We start from the raw sequence: 19,646 nt of genomic DNA on the forward strand, positions 1-19,646 counted from the left end.
ATCTGTCACGGGCTGGAGGCCTGGGACTTGTGATCTTTCCAAGAGTTTCTGCGCCCGCTATCGCGTATAGCGGGCGCACATGACCGAGCCCATCACTTGAGCCAGTTCTCCAGAACCAGGCTGTCGACGCGGCCAAACTCTTTCTGGTTGGCGGTTACGAGCACCCAATCGCGCTCGACGCAGAGATGGCGAACATGTGCGGCGATCAGGAGATCATTGGCCCCGATCGGGGTGCCCCTCATTTCAAGATCGGCACGGAGTTCCCCATAGACCTCATCAAACCCTTCCTCCAGGGGCAGGATGTTCAGCCGGGAAAGGATCGTGTCGACCCGCTCCTTCAGGGCCGCAGAGCCCTTTTTGGCCGCACCAAAACGCAGTTCGGCGGCCACGATGATGTTCGTGGCGATCGCTTCCTCACCAACGGCCTCGATGTGTCTCAGTACCGACCCTTGCGGGTTCCTGATCAGATCTGAAAGTATGTTGGTGTCCAGAAGGTAAGATGTCACTTAGATGTCGACGCCTTCCGGTCGGGGATCGTCGATAGCGGGTAAGCCTTCGTCAAGCGGGTCAAGCGTTTTGAGAAGCCCTGTCAAAGAGGCTGTCGAGGCGGGCTCGAGGATGAGTTTTTGGCCCTCCTTGCGGATGATGGCTTCTTCACCAGGCAGTTCCAGGTCCTTTGGAATCCGAACGGCCTGATTGCGGTTGTTGCGAAACAGGGCGACTTTTCGGGCAGTTCCGTTCATGTGCTTTCCTCAACATATACAAGGAACATATGTCTTTTTCAGTCAAGATTCAAGCTGGAGGGGCCGATCCCGTCGGCGGCACAAGCGTGTGAGTTGTGGGGTGAACGCGAAGTTCGAGCGCTGACCGATCTGTTTCAGGTGCTGGAGGCCGCGGTCTCCAGCCCCTTCTTTTTCAGCATCGGACCGGTATCGGGCATTTTTCCACGGAATGCCTTGTAGGCCTCCTCCGGATCGACGCTGCCACCGGCGGCGTAGATGTGCCGGTGCAGCCGCCATGCGGTGCCGTCGTCGAAGACGTCGCCGGTTTCCTCGAAGGCGCTGAAGGCATCGGCGTCGAGGACCTCGGACCACATGTAGGAATAATAGCCGGCCGAGTAGCCGTCACCGGAAAAGACATGCAGAAAATGCGGTGTTCGGTGCCGCATGACGATGGCCTTCGGCATTCCGAGACTGTTGAGGGTCTCGGCCTCGAAATCCAGGGGATCGTCAACCCGGCCGGCGGTGTGGAAGGCCATGTCGACCAGCGCCGAAGCGGTATATTCGATCGCCGCGAAGCCGCCGTTGAATTTCTGCGCCGCCAGCACCTTGTCGAGAAGGTCCCGGGGGATCGCCGCATCGGTCTCGTGATGGACCGCGAAACGGCGCAGAATTTCCGGAACCGTCAGCCAGTGCTCGAAGAGCTGCGAAGGCAGTTCGACGAAATCGCGCGAAACGGATGTGCCCGAGACCGACGGGTGATCGACATCCGACAGCAGGCCGTGCAGCGCGTGACCGAATTCGTGGAACAGGGTCCGCGCATCGTCGAGCGACAAAAGCGCCGGTTTGCTGGCCGGCGGCCTGGCGAAGTTCATCACGTTGTAGACGATCGGTATCTGTCCGCCGTCCAGCCGGTGCTGCGAGCGGAAACCGCTCATCCATGCGCCGGAGCGCTTGCTGGGCCGGGCGAAATAGTCGCCGAGGAACAGGCCTTTCGTGTTGTCGCCGGCATCGCGTATCTCGTAGACGCGCACATCCGGATGATACGCGCTGATATCCGGCCGCGCGACGGCGCTGATGCCGAACAGCCGGTTTGCCACCTCGAATGCGGCTTCTATGATCTTTTCGAGCTGCAGGTAGGGTTTCAGTTCGGCTTCGGAGAAGTCGAATTTGCGGGTGCGCAGTTTTTCGGCGTAGTGACGCCAGTCCCAGGGCGCCACCGGGTGGTTGCGGCCCTCTTCGGCGATCAGCGCGGCGATCTCGTCCTCTTCCTTGCGGGCCCGCAGGAGAGCGCGGTCCCAGACTTTCATCAGCAGAGTGGTCACCGCGTCGGGGGTCTTGGCCATGGTGTCGTCGAGCTTGAGCTCGGCAAAGCTGCCATATCCAAGCAGTTTCGACTTTTCGTCGCGGAGGGCAAGGATGCGGGCGACATTGGCCGCATTGTCCGTCTCGCCGCCATTGTCGCCGCGCGAGATCCAGGCGGAAAACGCCTGTTCGCGCAGGTCGCGGCGCTCGGAAAATGTCAGGAACGGTTCGATGATCGAGCGCGACAGGGTCACCGCGTAGGGTTCCGCCATGTCGCGTTCCGCCGCGGCGGCCGCCATGGCGTCGCGCAGGAAGTCCGGCAGTCCGGCAAGATCCTCTTGCGATGAAAGGCCAAGGAACCAGCCTTTCTCGTCGGCAAGCACATTCTGGCTGAACCGTGCGCCGAGGCCGGCCAGTTCCTCGTTGATGGCGGCGAGGCGGGCCTGATCGGCCTCGTTCAGCCGCGCACCGGCGCGGACGAAATTCTTCCAGTGCCTTTCAAGGACGCGCGCCGCCTCGGAACCGGCATTGTTTGCATCGCGTGCATGCCAAAGCGCGTCGATGCGGGCAAATAGCCCCGCATTCATGGCGATCGCCGAATAGTGTCGGGCGAGCTTCGGCGCGATTTCCCGTTCCAGCGCCTGGATCGTTTCGTTGCTGTCGGCGCCGGCCCGGTTCCAGAAAAGCGCCGAAACACGATTGAGCGCCTGCCCCGCGATTTCCAGCGCCACAATCGTGTTGGCGTAATCGGCGGGCTCCGGATTTGCAGCGATGGCCTCGATTTCCGACCGGTGGCGCTTGAGCGCTTCTTCGAAAGCGTCCGCCAGATCGTCATCATTGATGCCGGCGAAATCGGGCAGACCGAGAGGCCCGTTCCACTCGAAGACACGTGCGTTGATTTCAGCCATCACAGCGGTCCCCTAATTTTACAGTGCCAACGCATGTAGGCGGCGGCCGGACGGGATACAAGGGTCCGGCCGGTCGGCGGGTTTGCCGAGGCGTTGCTGTCGGGCAATGGCGGCCGGTTATTTTCCGCGCGCCGCCAATGTGCGCAGGCGCAGCGCATTGAGCTTGATGAAACCGGCGGCGTCCTTCTGATCATAGGCGCCCTGATCGTCCTCGAAAGTGACGAGCTGATCAGAATAGAGCGTTTTTTCCGATTCACGGCCGGTGACGATCACATTGCCTTTGTAGAGCTTGAGGCGCACTTTGCCCTCGACATCCTGCTGGCTGTGATCGATGGCCGCCTGCAGCATTTCGCGCTCGGGCGAGAACCAGAAGCCGTTGTAGATCAGTTCCGCATAGCGCGGCATCAATTCGTCCTTCAGATGGGCGGCGCCGCGGTCGAGCGTGATCGATTCCATGGCGCGGTGCGCGGCCAGGAGGATGGTTCCGCCCGGCGTTTCGTAGACCCCGCGCGACTTCATGCCGACGAAACGGTTCTCAACCAGGTCGAGGCGGCCGATGCCATTGTCGCGGCCGTAGTCGTTCAGCTTTGCGAACAGGGTCGCCGGCGACAGGCGCTCGCCGTCAAGGGCAACCGCGTCGCCCTTTTCGAACTCGATCTCGATGTTCGTCGGTGTGTCCGGTGCTTCTTCCGGCGAGATCGTGCGCTGATAGACATAGGCCGGCGGCTCTTGCCACGGGTCTTCCAGCACCTTGCCCTCCGATGACGAGTGCAGCATGTTGGCGTCCACCGAGAACGGCGCCTCGCCGCGCTTGTCCTTGGGGATCGGGATCTGATGCTTTTCGGCGAAATCGATCAGTTCGGTCCGCGATTTGAGTGTCCAGTCGCGCCAGGGCGCGATGATCTTGATATCCGGGTTAAGCGCATAGGCGGACAGTTCGAAACGCACCTGGTCGTTGCCCTTGCCGGTGGCGCCGTGCGCGATCGCATCGGCGCCTGTCTCGCGGGCGATCTCGATCAGCCGCTTGGAGATCAGCGGCCGTGCGATCGACGTGCCGAGCAGGTAGACGCCCTCATAGACGGTGTTCGCGCGGAACATCGGGAAGACGAAATCCGCCATGAACTCCTCGCGCAGATCCTCGATATAGATCTCCCGGATGCCCAGCATTTCGGCTTTCTTGCGCGCCGGCTCCAGCTCGTCGCCCTGGCCGAGATCGGCGGTGAAGGTAACGACCTCGGCATTCAGCTCGGTCTGCAGCCATTTTAGAATGATGGATGTGTCCAGACCGCCGGAATAGGCGAGGACGACCTTTTTCACATCTTTCGGAGCGCTCATGATTTTGTCCGTCATATTTGCGGCCGGGCTGATTCCCGTTCCGCTGGAATTGTTGCTGGAAACGGCGTGCCGTTCCGCTATGATCGCGAGGCCCGCCAGCGCCTCTTTACAGCGTGTGCCGGCCGCAATCAATCGGACATAAGGCGATCAGCGCGCTATGAATTTCATTCCAGACCTTCCCGTGCTTCTCGCCTTTTCCGTCGCCGGCCTTGTGCTCGCCATCACGCCGGGTCCCGATATGACGCTTTTTCTGGGACGTGCGCTGTCGGAGGGCCGGGCGGCGGCCATTGCCGTCATAACCGGCACCATGACCGGTGTCGTGGTGCACACGGTACTCGTCGCGTTCGGCGTTTCCGCGCTTGTCGTCGCCTCGCCGACCGCCTTTGCCATCCTGAAGACCGGCGGTGCCGCCTATCTCTTCTGGCTTGCGGTGCAGGCCCTGAGGCAGGGCGCCACCTTCCGGCTCAACGAGACGGCGCCGCGACGGCGCCCGCTGCTTGCAAGCTGGAGCCACGGGCTGGCGGTTAACTTGTTGAACCCCAAGATCATCATCTTCTTCATGACGTTCCTGCCGCAATTCGTTTCGGCGGCCGACCCCGATATACGCGGCAAGCTGATCTTTCTCGGGCTGCTCTTCAACGCCATTTCTTTTCCGATCCTGATCGGCATGATTTTCACGGCGGACAGGCTTTCAAGCTGGCTGAAGGGCAATCGAAGAATCATGCGGTCGCTTGACTATATTTTTGCCAGCGTCTTTTCCGTCTTCGCTGTGCGCATTTTGCTGACTGAAGGCAAATAGAGGCGACGGCGGCCAACCAGGATTGCCGAATTGAGCCGACTGAGCACGAAAATAAGGGCCCTGCAACGGGCGATCGCCAATTTTGGCGCCAGCGCCAGAGACGCCAGCGCCATTTTTTCGGCACTGAACAGCCACAACGGCGCCCAAGGTGCGTTTGCCACCCGGTACATTCACCGTCATGTCTCCGAGGCGGTCAGTGACGTTCAACACTCCCGATCCCAGTATTTGCAGGATCTGTTTGTGCTGGCGGAACTGAACATGAAACGTGGGGGTTATTTTGTCGAATTCGGCGCGACAGACGGTATCGAGATAAGCAACACGTATCTGCTGGAGACCCGTTATGGCTGGCGCGGCATCCTTGCCGAGCCCGCGCGGAGCTGGCATGAGGCGCTGCACAGGAACCGGAATTGCGCCATTGACCGGCGCTGCGTCTGGGACCGTTCCGGCCTGGAGCTCGAATTCTGCGAGCCGGAGGAAGCGGAATATTCCACGCTTACCGGATTTGTCGATGCGGACATGCATGCGGCGGTCCGGCGCGAGGGGTCGCGCTACAATGTCGAGACCGTTTCACTGAACGATCTTCTGGAGCAGCACGACGCACCCCGGTGCATCGATTACCTTTCGATCGATACGGAAGGCAGCGAATTCGCGATCCTGGACGCTTTTGATTTCGACCGCCATGACGTGCGGGTCATTACGTGCGAGCACAATTTCATGCCGCAGCGGGAGAAGATCCGGGAGCTCTTAACATCGAACGGATTTACCAGGACACTTACGCAGTGGTCCAACGTGGATGACTGGTATGTCCGGCACTGACGGGCATACGCACTAAAACTGTTTCGGAAGCCAGTTGCCGGCCTTTCGGCCGGCCACCATCCAGTAGGCGATACCGCCGAGCATTCCGGCGGCAATACTCATGAAAAAGAACTGGCTGCCGCCCGTGCGTGTACCGCTGTCGATCAGGATCATAATCAACGGTGCAACCGCGGCGATCGCGCCGCCGCACAACGCGTAGAAGAGCCAGTCGCGCCGCCTGGCAAACTCGCTGTAGAGGATGATGACCACAGAGGGGATGAATGCCACGTAGCCGGTCAGGCTGGCGAGGGCGAATGCCGCCACGGCAAGCCCGGCGCCGAAGCCGGCATCGGAAATCTGCCCGGCTTCCTGGATTGTGACGATGCGGGTCAAAAGGGCAAGCGATGTGCCGGCGACGATGGCGGCGGCGATGAAGCCGGCGGTGATCGCGCAGAGCCGGATGATGAAGCCGATATAACGGTCCAAGGCTCAGGCCTCGCCGTGGCCTGCGATCATCATGGCTTCGAGCGCCAGCCGTTCGGACTTGCGAAGCCGTTCCGATTCCGATTTGAGCTGTCCGCAGGCGGCCAGGATATCGCGACCGCGCGGGGTTCTGATCGGCGAGGCATAGCCGGCCTGATTGATGAAATCGGCAAAGACCTCGATCTGCTCCCAGTCGGAGCACTCGTAGGCACTGCCCGGCCACGGGTTGAACGGAATGAGATTGATCTTGGCCGGAATACCCTTCAGCAGGCGCACGAGATCGCGGGCATCCTCGAGGCTGTCATTGACCCCCTTGAGCATGACATATTCGAAGGTGATGCGCCTTGCATTGGACAGGCCCGGATAGTCGCGGCATGCCTGCATCAGCGTCTCGATCGGATATTTCTTGTTGATCGGCACGAGCTCGTTCCGCAGTTCGTCGCGCACGGCGTGCAGCGAAATCGCCAGCATGACGCCGATTTCCTCGCCGGTGCGATAGATTTCCGGCACGACGCCCGATGTCGACAGCGTTATGCGCCGTCTCGACAGTGACAGGCCCTCATTGTCCGAGGCGATGAGCAGCGCTTTCTTGACATTGTCGAAATTGTAAAGCGGCTCGCCCATGCCCATCATGACGATGTTGGAGACCTTGCGGCCCTCACCGGGAACGATGGCGCCCTGCGGCGTGTCCTTGTCCGGAAAATCTCCAAGCCGATCGCGGGCCAGCAGGAGCTGCGACAGGATTTCCTCGGCGGTGAGGTTGCGCACCAGCTTTTGTGTGCCGGTGTGGCAGAAGGAGCAGGTGAGCGTGCAGCCGACCTGGCTCGATATGCACAGTGTGCCGCGGCCTTCCTCGGGGATATAGACGGTTTCGATCTCGACCGGCTTGCCGGCGCCGCGCGGAGGAAAGCGCAGCAGCCATTTGCGCGTACCGTCGGCGGAGATCTGCTCATCGACGATTTCCGGCCGGGCGATCGTGTAGCGCTCGTCAAGGGTTGCCCGCAGATCCTTCGATACGTTCAGCATCTGTGCGAAATCCGAGACGCCGCGCACGTAAAGCCAGTGCCACAACTGCTGGACGCGCATCTTGATCTGGCGGTCCTTGACGCCGGCTTCGCCCAACGCCTCGCCCATTTCCTCCCGGCTCATGCCGATCAGCGACGGCTTTTCACCGGGCGCGCGGGATACAGCACGCGCGGCAAGCGCATCGCGGGTCTCGGCGTCCTTGAGATCGATGGTTACAGGCATTTGCGGTTCTTGTGTGTTTCCAGCGCGCCGCTCCTATCACCTAATGAGAAGCGCGTCACCCTGTTTTCGCTAACCTACAACGGCAAAAGGCCGGCGCAAAGCCGGCCCATCATGCAACGATCTGAAACCAGGATTACTGGCAGTTCTGGATCTCGTTGAGCGCCGCGGTGACGCCGGAGAGCGAGAAGGTGTATGTCGTGTTGGTGCCGCGGCGGGACGTTGCCTTGACGGTCATCGTCGATCCGGCGCGCATGGCCGCGACAAGTGCCGGCTCCTCGGCGGCATTTTCGACCCAGGCCGAATCGCCCTTTGTGAACAGTACGTAGTTCTTGCCGTCGACAGTGACGGTGACCTTCGACTGTTCTTTCAGCGGATAGCCCATCATCGCCTGCGGCTCATAGCTGATGTTCTGGCCCGGGCGCTGCGAGATCAGGAAGAAGATATCGCCATGATTGACATTGCTCGGCTCCTTGCGGGTCGGCAATGACAAGATGTAGCAAACCTTGCCGTTCGGAGCGTTGTAGGAATAGGCGCCCCAGGCATTGAACTGGCTGATGCGGGTCGGCGACTGCGCCATGGCGGCACCGGCCATCACGATCGACAGAACGAGTGCGGGCACGAATTTCTTCAAAACCATAATAGACCTACCGGTTGTCTTCACTGCCTTCAAAGAAGGCCATGCCTTGAACACGCTGGTTTGGCAACAATTTGACTCAATTTGCGCAAATTTGGGTTACCAAACCGTCAACGCAGGAACCGAATATTGCCGAAACGCCCAGTTTTGCAAGGCGCAGGGCCGATTTGTTGCGGTATCCTGCAGCCCAGACCGATCTATACGGCATATACCGAACGGATGAAAATCGCCTCCATGCCGCGAAAACTCAGTCCTCGGACGCTGCGCCGGCCCCCTCCTCGGTAAGCGCGGCCCTCGCAGCGGCATAGTGCGCCGGGGTGATGTGCGCGCGAATCGCGGCAAGCGCCGCGGCAAGAACCGCGACATCGTCGGAGAAGCCTACAAAGGCCAGAAAGTCGGGAAGCCCGTCCAGCGGCAATACGAAATAGGCCAGGGCCGCCAGCAGTATGCCGCGGACGCGGTGCGGGGTGTTGAGGTCGAAAGCGCAGTAATAGGCGGCAACCACGTCCTCCATGAAAGGAACCTGACGCGCGGCGCGGCGCGCCGTTGCCCAGAATTTGTCGCGAACGCGACGCTCGCGCCCTTGCCGGGTATCCTCGTCGCCCGGTTCCAGAATTTCGCCTATTTTGACGTCGTCCATGGCCGCTCCTCCAGATGCGACTGTCAGAACCGAAATATGGTTGCCGGAACGCGATTGTTCAAGTTCGGCCGGCTTTGCACCGCCACGCTAAAGGCCTGCAGATGCCCGGTTCATGGCCTTGGCGAGCCGGAAATCCAGGTCCGTCAGGCCACCCTTGTCATGGGTGGTCAGCTTGACATTCACGCGGTTCCAGCAATTGAACCAGTCGGGATGGTGATTGAGCTTTTCCGCCGACAGGGCGCTGCGCGCCATGAAGCCGAACGCCTCGTTGAAATTGCGGAACTTGAAATCGCGCTGCAGGGACTTGCCGTCCTCGCTGATGGCCCAGCCCTCGCCCAACTCCTTGAGACGCTCCCTTGCCTCGGTCGCATCGATCTCTATAGCTTTCATTGTCACTTCTCCCGGAGGGAAATTATGGCCCCACCGACAACGGTCGGCAAGACATCGTCCATCCTGTTCGTTTGCCTCGGCAATATCTGTCGCTCGCCCATGGCCGAGGGCGTTTTCCGGTCTTTGGCGCAGCAAACGGGGCTGGACCGGACAATGACAATCGACTCGGCGGGAACGGGCGCATGGCATGTGGGTGATCCGCCGGATCCGCGCGCCGTCGCGAAGGCCGCGGAGCATGGCGTTGACATTTCAGGCCAGCGCGCCCGGCAATTCGCGGTTTCGGATTTCGAGCGCTTCGACCTCATCCTGGCGATGGACGCATCGAACCTCGAGACATTGAAATCGCGGTCGCCGGACCCGTTCGTCTCAGGGGCCCATCGTTTCATGGAATTTGCGCTCGACGAGCCGATCGATGTTCCCGATCCCTATTATGGCGGTGCGGACGGGTTCGAGACCGTCTACCGGATGCTCGAGAACGGGTGTTCGTCAATCCTGAAGCGGCTCGGTTAATCCTTGTCCGGAAAGTGCGTATTGGCCTCGCCGTCGACGCCCATGAACACCACGAGGACGCGCACCGGCACCGAGCCGTCGTTGCGGCCATTATGCGGCTCGTTCACGGCATCCATGACGGCTTCCCCCTGCCTGTAGACTTTCTCGATGCCGCCCGGATAGGCAACGGTCAGCTCGCCGCTCAGAATGTACCCATAGGTCGGATAGGGGTGCGAATGCGTGCCGGTTTCCTCGCCCGGCAACAGGGTGACAATGGCCGATTGTATTTTTGCGTCGCCGTGCTGCGGATAGGCAAGCGGCTGGTCGAGCACGGTCGTCTTGGTATCGAGCAGCGGTTCCACGCGCTGGTAGTCCCGAGCATCATGGCCATGGGAGGCCGAAGCCAATCCGACCAAAATGGCGGTAAGGGCAATAAAACGCGGGAACATCGCGATACTCCAAAAAGGTCTATGGCTGGCGGATCCCGCCGGGCGTGCCGGACGCGTCATGCAGTGCCGGCTGCGGCGTAATTTCGCCGAGCAGAGGATAGATTTCCTCCGTCACATAGGGCCCGCCGCCCACGGATTCGCGCGAGGAAAGCACGACAAACCGGGATACGGTAAAGGGATCGGTGTGGAAATTGCTGCGCGCGGAGAGATAAGAAACCACATCATCGACACGGGCGCCGCGCAGGCGCGCGAGGGTAACGTGCGGCGTGAACTTGCGCGGATCGGGCCTCAGCCGCAGCCTCTGGCAAATCCGTTCGATTTCCGATTGCAGGGCGATGAGATCGGGTGAAGCCGAGACACCGGCCCACAGCGAGTGCGGCTTTTTCGAGCCGAAGGAGCCCATACCGACCAGCGAAAGGGAGAATTCATGCCGCCGCACCCGGTCGAGCGCATGGAGCAGCTCATCGGCCGTCGGCGCTTCGACATCGCCTATAAACCGCAATGTCAGGTGATAGTTTTCGACATCGATCCATCGGGCGCCGTGCAGGCCTCCACGCAGGAGCGACAGGCTGAGTGCGGCTTCGCGCGGAATCTCGAGGGCAACAAACAAACGCGGCATGGCAGCCTCCCCGATTCGTATGTACGGATCCAGCGAATCACGAGTGCCCCGTTTGAGCAAGTCCCGTTATCGCATTATTTGGCGTTTCGTCTGGTATCTGGCTTAAGTAGCACGAATCATTCGTGATTTCGTCGAGACCATTCGTTGCTTAATTGCTGTTTGTGTCAGATATATTAACGATCAACGCCTCCGCCAAAGGCAAAAAACGGTCGACCATGATTTCCACGCCCTTGGGATTGGGATGCATGCCGTCGCTCAAAACCAGGCTCGGCTGGGCGGCGACGCCGTCGAGGAAGAACGGATAAAGGCCTATGCCGTGCTCTTGGGAAAGCTCCGGATAGATGCTGTTGAATTTTTGCGCGTAGTCGTCCCCCATATTCGGAGGCGACAGCATACCCACCAGAAGAACAGCGATATCACGGTCTTTCAGCCGACCGATGATCTCGTCGATATTGGCGCGGGTCTGTTCCGGACTGATGCCGCGCAATGCGTCATTGGCGCCCAGTTCAAGCAGAACGGCGTCGGTTCCGTCGGGAACCGACCAGTCGAGCCTGGCAAGCCCGCCGCTCGAGGTGTCGCCGGAAACGCCGGCATTGGCGATCTTCACGTCGTAGCCTTTTTCGCGCAGCGCGGCTTCGAGCCTTGTTGGAAACGCGTCGGACGGATCCAGTTCGTAGCCGGCCATGAGGCTGTCGCCGAGCCCGACGATGTTGACCGTATCGGCGCGCGCCGGGGCGGCGGTAAACAGCGCAAGGCCGCAAAATATGACGAAAATTCGAATTGCCGCTTTAATTATCATAGGATGCTTCCTATTTCCTTTGAACATCCGGGGCGGACCGGCTTCTTTATATAAATATAGCGAGCGGATGCTTTGACAAAACCCATCATCGAACTAAAGAAAGCCGATCTTACGCTCGGCGACGGCGCATCGTCCGTCCACGTGCTCAAGGGAATGGACCTGACGGTCCAGCGCGGCGAGTCGGTCGGCATCGTTGGGCCCTCGGGGTCCGGCAAGTCGACCTTGCTCATGGTTCTCGCCGGTCTCGAGCGGGTCGATTCGGGCGAAATCAATATTGACGGCAATCCCATCCACGCGATGAGCGAGGATCAGGTCGCGGATTTTCGCGGCCGCAATGTCGGTATCGTCTTTCAGTCTTTCCACCTGATTCCCAACATGACGGCGCTGGAGAACGTTGCCGTGCCGCTGGAGCTGGCCGGCCGTTCCGACGCCTTTGCCGTGGCGCGGGAAGAACTGGCGGCCGTCGGCCTTGCCGAGCGTCTTACCCACTATCCCGGAGAGCTGTCCGGCGGCGAGCAGCAGCGCGTGGCGATCGCCCGTGCGCTGGCGCCGCATCCGGCGATGCTGATCGCCGACGAGCCGACGGGCAATCTCGATACGGAAACCGGCCGGCAGATTGCCGATCTGCTCTTTGCACAGCAGGCGGAGCGTGGCATGACGCTGCTTCTGGTCACCCATGACCACAAGCTGGCGGCGCGCTGCGAACGCCAGGTGCGGGTGCGCTCCGGCGAAATCCTCGACGAGGAAAATGCCGACGACAAAGCGGCGGCAGTCGCGTGACCGGCGCCGCAACCAACGCTCATTCGAACGGCGTGAATCTGAAACTTGCCTGGCGGCTTGCGCTTCGGGAGATGCGCGGCGGTCTTTCCGGGTTCTACATTTTTCTTGCCTGTATCGCGCTTGGAACGGCGGCGATTGCAGGCGTCAATTCCGTTTCCCGATCGATCACCACGGCGATCACCGAAGAAGGCCAGGTGATCCTCGGCGCCGATATCCGCTTTGAATTGCAGAACCGGGCCGCCGGCGAGGAGGAGCTTTCGTTTCTCGACGACCGGGGCGAAATGACCCAGACGGTCGGCCTCAGGTCGATGGCGCGCCTGCCGGACGGGTCGGACCAGACGCTGGTCGAGGCCAAGGCGGTGGATGCGCGATATCCGCTTTACGGGTCGCTGGAGACGTCGCCGTCTCTCGGTTTCGATGCGCTGTTCAGCGCCGAGGATGATGTTTACGGCGTCGCGGTCGCCCCCTTGCTCCTTGACAGGCTCGGGGTTGAAATCGGTGATCGCGTCTTGCTCGGCAATGCGGAATTTGAGATCCGCGCCGTGATCGACAGCGAGCCGGATGCGCTTTCCGACGGTTTCGGATTTGCCCCGCGTCTGATGTTTTCGAGCGACGGTCTGGCCGCCGCCGGCCTGATCCAGGTGGGCAGTCTTGTCGAATATGCGTACAAATTGAAGCTGCCACCCGGAACGAGCGATGCGGCCATCCGGCAGTTGCGCACGGCGGCGGAGAGCGAATTTCCGGCGGCCGGCTGGTCGGTCCGCAGCCGCAGCAATGCGGCGCCGGCGCTAAGCGCCAATATCGTGCGGTTTTCACAGTTCCTGACGCTTGTGGGCCTGACCGCGCTGATTGTCGGCGGGGTGGGGGTTGCCAATGCGGTGCGGGCCTATCTCGATTCGAAGCGCGGCGTGATCGCGACATTCAAATGCCTCGGCGCTTCCGGCAGTTTCGTGTTCTCGGTCTATCTGATCCAGATCATGATCATCACCACCATCGGGATTGCGTTCGGCCTGGTGCTTGGCGCGCTGATGCCGATCCTGGCATCGATCGCGCTGGCGGAGGTGCTGCCGGTGTCATCCGAACTGGCGCTTTATCCCGGCGCGCTGGCATTTGCTGCCGTCTTCGGATATCTGACGGCGCTTGCCTTCGCCCTGCTGCCGCTCGGCCGGTCGCGCGACGTTCCGGCCACCGCGCTGTTCCGTGAGCAGGGGTTCGACGCCATGGCGCTGCCGCGCACGCGGTATCTTCTGGGCGCCGCCGTAATGGTCGCGGTGCTTGCCGCGATGGCTATCTTCACCTCCTACGACCGATTCATCGCCTCGGTTTTCATCGGATCCATCGCCTTCGCATTCGTTATCCTGCGCCTTGTTTCCACGCTCATCGAATATCTTGCGCGACGCGCGCCGGCGGTGAATTCGACGCCGCTCAGACTGGCCATCGGCAATATTCACCGTCCGGGATCGTTGACCCCGTCAGTGGTGCTCTCGCTGGGTCTCGGCCTCGCGTTGCTGGTGACGCTGGCGTTGATTGACGGCAATTTGCGGCGTGAAATCAGCGGCAGCCTGCCGGAACGGGCGCCGAATTTCTTCTTCGTCGATGTGCAAAGCAGTGAAATCGATGCGTTTACCGACCTGATCCGAGAGAAATCGCCTGATGGCAAGATCGTCAGCGTGCCCATGCTGCGCGGCCGGATCACCGAGTTCAACGGCGTCGACGTTCGCGAGATCGAGGTGCCGCCGTCGGGCCAGTGGGTGCTGCGCGGCGACCGCGGCGTTACCTACACGAAGAACCAGCCTGAAAACTCGATCCTGACCGAGGGTGAGTGGTGGCCCAGCGACTATACGGGCGAGCCGCTGGTTTCGTTCTCCGACGAAGAGGCCAGGGAACTGGGCCTGAAACTCGGCGATCTCGTGACCGTCAATGTGCTCGGCCGCGACGTGACCGCCCGTATCGCAAGCTTCCGCGAGGTGGAGTGGGAATCGCTGTCGATCAATTTCGTCATGGTGTTCTCGCCCAATACATTCGCCGGCGCGCCGCATGCCTGGCTTTCGACGCTGGCCGATCCCGATGCCGATCCGGCAGCGGAGGGCGAGGTGCTGCGCGCGGTGACCAACGCGTTTCCGACGGTGACAAGCGTGCGCGTCAAGGATGCCATCGATCTGGTCAACCGCATTGTCGGCCAGCTTGCGACAGCCATACGCGCGGCGGCTGCTGTGGCGCTGGTGGCCTCGGTTCTCGTGCTTGCCGGTGCGCTCGCCGCCGGAAACCGTGCCCGCGCGCATGACGCCGTTGTGCTCAAGACCCTCGGCGCGACACGCCGGACCCTGATACGCGCCTTTTCCTACGAGTATCTGATCCTTGGCTTTGCCACCGCGATTTTCGCGCTGTTCGCAGGCGGTGTCGCGGCCTGGTTCGTGGTTTCGCGCATCATGACGCTGCCGTCGCATTTCCTGCCGGACATTGCCGTCATCACCGTCGTCGCGGCTCTGATCTTCACGGTCGGCATCGGTCTTGCCGGTACATGGCGGGTTCTGGGGCAGAAAGCGGCGCCGATTCTGCGAAACCTTTAGGCAAACGCCGATGCGCATGCGTTAACGCAACGTTGTTTTTACGACGAAACGGCCAGAAATTCGTACCTGTGGGTCTTGTCGTGGCCCATTTGATTCATCATATTCAGGTCAACTGTGCCCGTTTTGCATAAAATCGGGCACGTTTTCGCACGAAACGAGGCTATTTGAGAGGTAAATATGGCAGATCTTCGTGATTACCAGGCACGCGGCCAGCATGTGGGCACGCAAGCCGGTGCTGCGATTGATGAGGGTCTTCGGTCCTACATGCTGCGGGTTTACAACCTGATGGCGCTGGGCCTGGCAATTACCGGTGTGGCTGCTTACGGCACATATGTCATGGCCGCCAGCAACCAGGCATTTGCCCAGATGCTGTATGCCAGCCCGCTGCGATGGGTCATCATGCTTGCGCCGCTGGCGCTGGTGTTTTTCCTCAGCTTCCGCATCAACAAGATGAGCGTGAGCGCCGCGCAGACCACATTCTGGATCTATTCGGCGCTGATGGGAATTTCGCTGTCTTCGATCTTCCTGGTCTTTACCGGCCAGAGCATCGTTCAGACATTCTTCATCACGGCGGCGTCCTTCGGCGCGCTGTCGCTCTGGGGCTATACGACCAAACGCGATCTTTCAGGCATGGGCTCGTTCCTGTTCATGGGCCTGATCGGCATCATCATCGCCATGGTCGTCAACATCTTCCTTGCGTCGTCGGCGCTGCAGTTCGCGATTTCCGCGATCGGTGTTCTGGTGTTTGCCGGTCTCACGGCCTACGACACGCAGCAGATCAAGGAAATGTACTATGAAGGCGACGGCGCGACCGTTGCCGGCCGCAAGGCCATCATGGGCGCGCTGAGGCTGTATCTGGACTTCATCAACCTGTTCCTGTTCCTGCTTCAGTTCCTGGGCAACCGAGAATAGAACCGGTTCCACTGCAGATCGAGAAGGCGGCTTTCGGGCCGCCTTTTTTGTTGAATTTGATGTGCGGGCGCTCCATAGGGTTTTCATGACCTATGCGCTGCGCGATGCTGTCTCCTCCGATCTCGAAGCCATCACCGGCATCTACCGCGAGTCGGTGGAAAACGGTGTTGCATCCTTCGAACTGACGCCGCCCGATTTGGCCGAGATGACGCGGCGTTTCCAGGCGCTGAAGGACCAGGGCTATCCCTATATCGTTGCGGAGGACGACGGCGAACTGCTCGGCTACGCCTATGCAGGTGCTTACAGGACACGCCCGGCCTATCGGTGGACTGTGGAGGATTCCATTTACCTGCCGGAATCGGCGCGCGGGCGTGGCATCGGCCGGGCCCTGCTTGCCGAGCTGATCGGACGCTGCACGGCGCTGGGCTTTCGCCAGATGATCAGCATTATCGGCGGCAATCATCCCGCCTCCGTGGCGCTGCACAGAGCCCTCGGCTTCGAGCAGGTCGGAACGCTGCAGGCCGTGGGTTTCAAGCATGGCGGCTGGCTCGATACGACAATCATGCAATTGGCGCTGGGCGAGGGGCGGGAGACGGATCCGGACCTTTCATCCTATCCGGGTACGCTGTTTTCGGGATAGGAGCCCGTAAGCGTGATGGGCATATCGAAATTATTGGACGGACGGCTTCATATCAGACCGGCGGAGAAGGCTGATATCGGCGAATTGCTGGAGCTCTATGGAGAACTCAACCCGGGCGACCGGCCGCTTTCGCCCGGTAAGGCTGGAGCCATATTGGAACAGCTTTCGAATTATCCGGGCAGTGCGGTTCTGATTGGATTGTCCGGCAATGAGATGGTTTCGACGTGCACGCTTGTCGTGGTTCCGAATCTCACACGCGGCGGAGCGCCTTATGCGCTCATTGAAAATGTCGTGACGCGAAACCGCCACCGGCAGTGCGGTTTCGGGCGTCTCATATTGGAAGAAGCTGTTTCGCGCGCGTGGGAATTTGGATGCTACAAGGCGATGCTGTTGACCGGCTCGCGTGATCCGGGAACATTGAAATTCTATGCTAGGGCCGGTTTCGAACAGAGCAAGACCGGCTTCCAGATACGCAGAATTCCGAAGAAGGACGATTAGGCTGTTGTGAGCCTTTAACCGCGCACCAGCTTCGGCGACTTGTCGAACACCTTCAACACCTGCGCCAGATCGTGACCGCGCTTGACGATGAGGCCGCTGGCGGCGATCACCGAAAAGGCGCCCTGCTTGCGCGCCAGTTTCGGGTTCTTTTCGATGCGGAACATCGGAACCTCGCTGGTGCGGCGAAACACTGAAAAGACAGCCTTGTCCTTCAGGTGATCGAGGGCATAGTCACGCCATTCCCCTTCCGCCACCATGCACGAATATAGGCGCAGTATGGCGTCGAGCTCGCGACGATGAAATGTTATGGGAAGCTGTTCTTTGTTTCTTCGGAACTCTTTCAGATCGACCAGAACAGACGCTGACACACTCTCTGGCTCTCCCGGATTTCCATCCATATTTGATCCTTTGTTTCCGCATGGACGCGATCGTTCTGTGACAGAACGGTGTCAGTTTGCCAAATGCGGAGGGAATTGCAAGCCCGGGCGCGCGCAACCGGGCTGCGAGATCAGGAGTTGCCGCCGTCCATGATCACGCCGGCGCCGATGATGGCGCCCGGCACGCCCTTGGACTTCATGGTCTGCAGCAATATGGCGCAGCCGTCATAACCGTCGCCGCTGATAACCGAGACCGGAAGGTCGAGTTCCACCGCCTTGCCTTCCCACATGGCGACGGTCTGGATATCGCGGACGGAATTCCAGTAGGTCAGGTTCCTGCCGCGGTTTTCGCCGCGTTTGACGTCGATGGTATTCTCGCGGTCGAAATAAACGAGGATCACGTTGGCCTTGCCTTCGCCGGCGCCAATATTGATCTTCATCTTGTCGCCTTCGAGGCTTGCCTCGATCGGAACGCTCAGGCCACGGCCGCCATCCGCGAACGCATTGACCTTGCGGTTGATCCCGCGCTTGTCGGCGCCGTTGAGATGGTCGCGGCCATTGATCACGGCCTGCGGCGTGTAGACGCTCTTGCGGCCGAGCGTGCGGGCATAGTCATATTGCCGCTCCGTGCTCTGCTCGGAGCTGAGCGTGTCTTCCCAGCCAAGATAGTTCCAATAGTCCACATGGTAGCTGAGCGCGACCACATTGCCCTGTGCGACAAGTTCGCCGAGGACGGCATCCGCCGGCGGGCAGGATGAGCATCCCTGGCTGGTAAACAGCTCCACGACACCGACTGGCGCCTTGTCCGACGCCTGCAGCGCCGTGCCGGGCAGCGCCGTCAGCGCTCCGATCGCAATTGCCAGCTTGGCGATTTTCATCAGGGTGTTTGCCATGTCATTGCCCGCTTGCCGTAAGCAACATTCCACTTGCCGGCGCATTACGCGGCGCCGATTCCAATGTTGCACGATGCACCTGTATCCCCTGTCATCTTGTACCTGCGCGGATGTTCAAGATAAAGTCACGTTCCGGTGAAACTGTCGTGTCGGGCCGCGCGCCGGCCGGCATCGTCGCCAACATTGACCTGCGGGGCCGATATGGTCAAATGCGAGAAAAGAGCTGCGGGCTTCCTGGGGGATATTTCATGCGCAAGTTTCTGATGCCTGGTCTGCTTCTCGTTGCGCTGGCGGGTTGCGGAGAGGACGACAGCCGGACCGGCGCGATCGAGCCGGTGGTCAGGGGCCTGAAGACCTGCCTTGTCGAGGACGTCGAAGAAACCACGGTGCGCCATTATCCGAGTGTCCTGCAGCCGTCCTCGACGACGACCCTGTCCTTCGAAGTGACCGGTCGGCTTATGCAGGTCGATCTCAATGTCGGCCAGAGCGTCAGTGCCGGCGACGTCATCGCGGAGATCGATCCGACGTCCCTCGAGCTGCAGGTCGACAATGCGAAGGCGGCGCTTCAGCAGGCCGAATCGACCGCCCGCAACGCCGAGGAGGATTTCAAGCGCAAGTCGCAACTTGTCGAGCGGGGCGTCATCACCAAGGCCGAGGCGGATCAGTCGCAAACCAATATGGAAACCAGCCAGGCACAGGTCGTGCAGGCCCGCAAACAGCTGGAGACGGCCGAGGAAAACCTTGGCAAATCCGTCCTGAAGGCGCCGTTCGACGGCATCGTCAGCTCTGTGGACGTGGAATCCTTCACCAATGTGACCGCCGGTTCGCCGGTCGCGACCATCTATGCGGACGACCGGTTCGAGTCCTCCTTTACCGTCAGCTTCGATATCGTCAACCAGATTGCCGTCGGCAAGCAGGCCGTCATCCGCCTTGCCGACGATCCCTCGATCGTGTTGCGTGGCCATGTCAGCGAACTGGGCTCCCGCGCGGACAGCGTTTCGGCTTTTCCGGTCGTCGTGACGCTCGATGAAACGAATGCGCTGCTGAAAGCCGGGATGGCGGTCGAGATCACGCTTGAATTCGCGGTGCCGCGCGGCGCCGGCTACACATTGCCGCTGACGGTCATGCCGCTGCAGGGCAATTTCGAGGTGCCGGACGATCCGCAGGAGCCGGGCGGACTGGAACTCTTCGTCTATGACGAGGCAAGTGGCACCGTGAAGCTGCGGGAGGTCCTTGTCGGCGGACTGCGCGATAACCAGCTCATCGTCGTCGACGGCCTGCAACCGGGCGAACGCGTCGCCTGCGCCGGCGTGTCGTTCCTGAGGGACGGCATGGAGGTCAAGCCGCTGGCCGACGAAGAATAG

At 60.7% G+C, this 19,646-nt stretch carries 23 protein-coding genes; 9 read left to right on the forward strand and 14 right to left on the reverse strand.

Annotated features, from left to right (window positions below):
• Window positions 1–92 precede the first annotated feature (92 nt).
• The 4 genes from OOZ53_RS09100 to OOZ53_RS09115 all read right to left on the reverse strand — a co-directional run bounded on the left by OOZ53_RS09100 (window position 93) and on the right by OOZ53_RS09115 (window position 4,267).
• Complete coding sequence (locus tag OOZ53_RS09100; protein ID WP_271089132.1) at window positions 93–506, reverse strand: type II toxin-antitoxin system VapC family toxin; 414 nt, start codon at window positions 504–506, stop codon at window positions 93–95.
• Window positions 507–743: an antitoxin gene (locus tag OOZ53_RS09105; RefSeq protein ID WP_271089133.1), complete on the reverse strand. Its 237-nt coding sequence runs from the start codon at window positions 741–743 to the stop codon at window positions 507–509.
• Window positions 744–877: 134 nt separating this feature from the next.
• Window positions 878–2,932: a M3 family metallopeptidase gene (locus OOZ53_RS09110; RefSeq protein ID WP_271089134.1), complete on the reverse strand. Its 2,055-nt coding sequence runs from the start codon at window positions 2,930–2,932 to the stop codon at window positions 878–880.
• A gap of 117 nt (window positions 2,933–3,049) precedes the next feature.
• A complete protein-coding gene (locus tag OOZ53_RS09115) occupies window positions 3,050–4,267 on the reverse strand; it encodes an argininosuccinate synthase (RefSeq protein WP_271089135.1) in 1,218 nt (405 codons plus the stop codon).
• 157 nt (window positions 4,268–4,424) lie between these two features.
• Here OOZ53_RS09115 and OOZ53_RS09120 point away from each other — a divergent pair, with 157 nt between their 5' ends.
• Both OOZ53_RS09120 and OOZ53_RS09125 read left to right on the forward strand, forming a co-directional pair.
• On the forward strand, window positions 4,425–5,066 hold the full coding sequence (locus OOZ53_RS09120; RefSeq protein WP_271089136.1) for a LysE family translocator: 642 nt from the start codon (window positions 4,425–4,427) through the stop codon (window positions 5,064–5,066).
• Window positions 5,067–5,096: 30 nt separating this feature from the next.
• Window positions 5,097–5,882 (forward strand): FkbM family methyltransferase, encoded by a 786-nt coding sequence (locus OOZ53_RS09125; RefSeq protein WP_271089137.1) that lies wholly within the window; start codon window positions 5,097–5,099, stop codon window positions 5,880–5,882.
• Between the two features lie 12 nt (window positions 5,883–5,894).
• Here OOZ53_RS09125 and OOZ53_RS09130 read toward each other — a convergent pair whose 3' ends face one another.
• From OOZ53_RS09130 to OOZ53_RS09150, 5 genes are all read right to left on the reverse strand, one after another.
• Entirely contained in the window at window positions 5,895–6,347 is a 453-nt protein-coding gene (locus tag OOZ53_RS09130) for a hypothetical protein (protein ID WP_271089138.1), read from the reverse strand.
• A 3-nt stretch (window positions 6,348–6,350) separates the two neighbouring features.
• Entirely contained in the window at window positions 6,351–7,592 is a 1,242-nt protein-coding gene (gene rlmN / locus OOZ53_RS09135; RefSeq protein ID WP_271089139.1) for a dual-specificity RNA methyltransferase RlmN, read from the reverse strand.
• A 133-nt stretch (window positions 7,593–7,725) separates the two neighbouring features.
• Entirely contained in the window at window positions 7,726–8,229 is a 504-nt protein-coding gene (locus OOZ53_RS09140) for an invasion associated locus B family protein (RefSeq protein ID WP_271089140.1), read from the reverse strand.
• A 244-nt stretch (window positions 8,230–8,473) separates the two neighbouring features.
• A complete protein-coding gene (locus tag OOZ53_RS09145) occupies window positions 8,474–8,866 on the reverse strand; it encodes a YkvA family protein (RefSeq protein ID WP_271089141.1) in 393 nt (130 codons plus the stop codon).
• Window positions 8,867–8,953: 87 nt separating this feature from the next.
• Window positions 8,954–9,256: a 4a-hydroxytetrahydrobiopterin dehydratase gene (locus OOZ53_RS09150; RefSeq protein WP_271089142.1), complete on the reverse strand. Its 303-nt coding sequence runs from the start codon at window positions 9,254–9,256 to the stop codon at window positions 8,954–8,956.
• 24 nt (window positions 9,257–9,280) lie between these two features.
• Between OOZ53_RS09150 and OOZ53_RS09155 the strand changes: the two genes are divergently transcribed.
• A complete protein-coding gene (locus OOZ53_RS09155) occupies window positions 9,281–9,766 on the forward strand; it encodes a low molecular weight protein-tyrosine-phosphatase (protein WP_271089143.1) in 486 nt (161 codons plus the stop codon).
• Here the strand turns inward: OOZ53_RS09155 and OOZ53_RS09160 are convergent.
• The 3 genes from OOZ53_RS09160 to OOZ53_RS09170 form a co-directional block, all read right to left on the reverse strand.
• On the reverse strand, window positions 9,763–10,194 hold the full coding sequence (locus OOZ53_RS09160; protein ID WP_271089144.1) for a cupin domain-containing protein: 432 nt from the start codon (window positions 10,192–10,194) through the stop codon (window positions 9,763–9,765). The genes OOZ53_RS09155 and OOZ53_RS09160 overlap by 4 nt on opposite strands.
• 19 nt (window positions 10,195–10,213) lie before the next feature.
• Window positions 10,214–10,813: an RNA 2',3'-cyclic phosphodiesterase gene (thpR, locus tag OOZ53_RS09165; RefSeq protein WP_271089145.1), complete on the reverse strand. Its 600-nt coding sequence runs from the start codon at window positions 10,811–10,813 to the stop codon at window positions 10,214–10,216.
• 148 nt (window positions 10,814–10,961) lie between these two features.
• A complete protein-coding gene (locus OOZ53_RS09170; RefSeq protein WP_271089146.1) occupies window positions 10,962–11,612 on the reverse strand; it encodes an arylesterase in 651 nt (216 codons plus the stop codon).
• A gap of 72 nt (window positions 11,613–11,684) precedes the next feature.
• Between OOZ53_RS09170 and OOZ53_RS09175 the strand changes: the two genes are divergently transcribed.
• From OOZ53_RS09175 to OOZ53_RS09195, 5 genes are all read left to right on the forward strand, one after another.
• Complete coding sequence (locus tag OOZ53_RS09175) at window positions 11,685–12,392, forward strand: ABC transporter ATP-binding protein (RefSeq protein WP_271089147.1); 708 nt, start codon at window positions 11,685–11,687, stop codon at window positions 12,390–12,392.
• Complete coding sequence (locus OOZ53_RS09180; RefSeq protein WP_271089148.1) at window positions 12,389–14,962, forward strand: ABC transporter permease; 2,574 nt, start codon at window positions 12,389–12,391, stop codon at window positions 14,960–14,962. Before OOZ53_RS09175 ends, OOZ53_RS09180 begins: the two co-directional genes overlap by 4 nt.
• Before the next feature lie 177 nt (window positions 14,963–15,139).
• Window positions 15,140–15,874 (forward strand): Bax inhibitor-1/YccA family protein, encoded by a 735-nt coding sequence (locus tag OOZ53_RS09185; protein ID WP_271089149.1) that lies wholly within the window; start codon window positions 15,140–15,142, stop codon window positions 15,872–15,874.
• Between the two features lie 85 nt (window positions 15,875–15,959).
• Window positions 15,960–16,514, forward strand: a complete 555-nt coding sequence (locus tag OOZ53_RS09190; RefSeq protein WP_271089150.1) for a GNAT family N-acetyltransferase — start codon at window positions 15,960–15,962, stop codon at window positions 16,512–16,514.
• 15 nt (window positions 16,515–16,529) lie between these two features.
• Window positions 16,530–17,012: a GNAT family N-acetyltransferase gene (locus tag OOZ53_RS09195; RefSeq protein ID WP_271089151.1), complete on the forward strand. Its 483-nt coding sequence runs from the start codon at window positions 16,530–16,532 to the stop codon at window positions 17,010–17,012.
• A 14-nt stretch (window positions 17,013–17,026) separates the two neighbouring features.
• On the opposite strand, the gene OOZ53_RS09200 is transcribed toward OOZ53_RS09195, so the two are convergent.
• Together OOZ53_RS09200 and OOZ53_RS09205 are read right to left on the reverse strand one after the other, a co-directional pair.
• Entirely contained in the window at window positions 17,027–17,410 is a 384-nt protein-coding gene (locus OOZ53_RS09200) for a DUF2794 domain-containing protein (RefSeq protein ID WP_271089152.1), read from the reverse strand.
• 110 nt (window positions 17,411–17,520) lie between these two features.
• Window positions 17,521–18,282 (reverse strand): DUF1223 domain-containing protein, encoded by a 762-nt coding sequence (locus tag OOZ53_RS09205; protein ID WP_271089153.1) that lies wholly within the window; start codon window positions 18,280–18,282, stop codon window positions 17,521–17,523.
• Window positions 18,283–18,530: 248 nt separating this feature from the next.
• On the opposite strand from OOZ53_RS09205, the gene OOZ53_RS09210 reads away from it, so the two are divergent.
• Window positions 18,531–19,646, forward strand: coding sequence for an efflux RND transporter periplasmic adaptor subunit (locus tag OOZ53_RS09210; RefSeq protein WP_271089154.1), 1,116 nt, complete (start codon window positions 18,531–18,533; stop codon window positions 19,644–19,646).

The organism is Allohoeflea poritis (assembly GCF_027889715.1).
GTDB classification, from domain to species: domain Bacteria; phylum Pseudomonadota; class Alphaproteobacteria; order Rhizobiales; family Rhizobiaceae; genus Hoeflea_A; species Hoeflea_A poritis.

Bases quoted from the DNA above. Each gene is read 5' to 3' on its own strand.
- OOZ53_RS09105 (WP_271089133.1), bottom strand. From the start codon at position 743: ATGAACGGAACTGCCCGAAAAGTCGCCCTGTTTCGCAACAACCGCAAT.
- OOZ53_RS09110 (WP_271089134.1), bottom strand. From the start codon at position 2,932: ATGGCTGAAATCAACGCACGTGTCTTCGAGTGGAACGGGCCTCTCGGT.
- OOZ53_RS09115 (WP_271089135.1), bottom strand. From the start codon at position 4,267: ATGAGCGCTCCGAAAGATGTGAAAAAGGTCGTCCTCGCCTATTCCGGC.
- OOZ53_RS09120 (WP_271089136.1), top strand. From the start codon at position 4,425: ATGAATTTCATTCCAGACCTTCCCGTGCTTCTCGCCTTTTCCGTCGCC.
- rlmN (WP_271089139.1), bottom strand. From the start codon at position 7,592: ATGCCTGTAACCATCGATCTCAAGGACGCCGAGACCCGCGATGCGCTT.
- OOZ53_RS09140 (WP_271089140.1), bottom strand. From the start codon at position 8,229: ATGGTTTTGAAGAAATTCGTGCCCGCACTCGTTCTGTCGATCGTGATG.
- OOZ53_RS09145 (WP_271089141.1), bottom strand. From the start codon at position 8,866: ATGGACGACGTCAAAATAGGCGAAATTCTGGAACCGGGCGACGAGGAT.
- OOZ53_RS09150 (WP_271089142.1), bottom strand. From the start codon at position 9,256: ATGAAAGCTATAGAGATCGATGCGACCGAGGCAAGGGAGCGTCTCAAG.
- OOZ53_RS09155 (WP_271089143.1), top strand. From the start codon at position 9,281: ATGGCCCCACCGACAACGGTCGGCAAGACATCGTCCATCCTGTTCGTT.
- OOZ53_RS09160 (WP_271089144.1), bottom strand. From the start codon at position 10,194: ATGTTCCCGCGTTTTATTGCCCTTACCGCCATTTTGGTCGGATTGGCT.
- thpR (WP_271089145.1), bottom strand. From the start codon at position 10,813: ATGCCGCGTTTGTTTGTTGCCCTCGAGATTCCGCGCGAAGCCGCACTC.
- OOZ53_RS09170 (WP_271089146.1), bottom strand. From the start codon at position 11,612: ATGATAATTAAAGCGGCAATTCGAATTTTCGTCATATTTTGCGGCCTT.
- OOZ53_RS09185 (WP_271089149.1), top strand. From the start codon at position 15,140: ATGGCAGATCTTCGTGATTACCAGGCACGCGGCCAGCATGTGGGCACG.
- OOZ53_RS09190 (WP_271089150.1), top strand. From the start codon at position 15,960: ATGACCTATGCGCTGCGCGATGCTGTCTCCTCCGATCTCGAAGCCATC.
- OOZ53_RS09195 (WP_271089151.1), top strand. From the start codon at position 16,530: ATGGGCATATCGAAATTATTGGACGGACGGCTTCATATCAGACCGGCG.
- OOZ53_RS09200 (WP_271089152.1), bottom strand. From the start codon at position 17,410: ATGGATGGAAATCCGGGAGAGCCAGAGAGTGTGTCAGCGTCTGTTCTG.
- OOZ53_RS09205 (WP_271089153.1), bottom strand. From the start codon at position 18,282: ATGGCAAACACCCTGATGAAAATCGCCAAGCTGGCAATTGCGATCGGA.
- OOZ53_RS09210 (WP_271089154.1), top strand. From the start codon at position 18,531: ATGCGCAAGTTTCTGATGCCTGGTCTGCTTCTCGTTGCGCTGGCGGGT.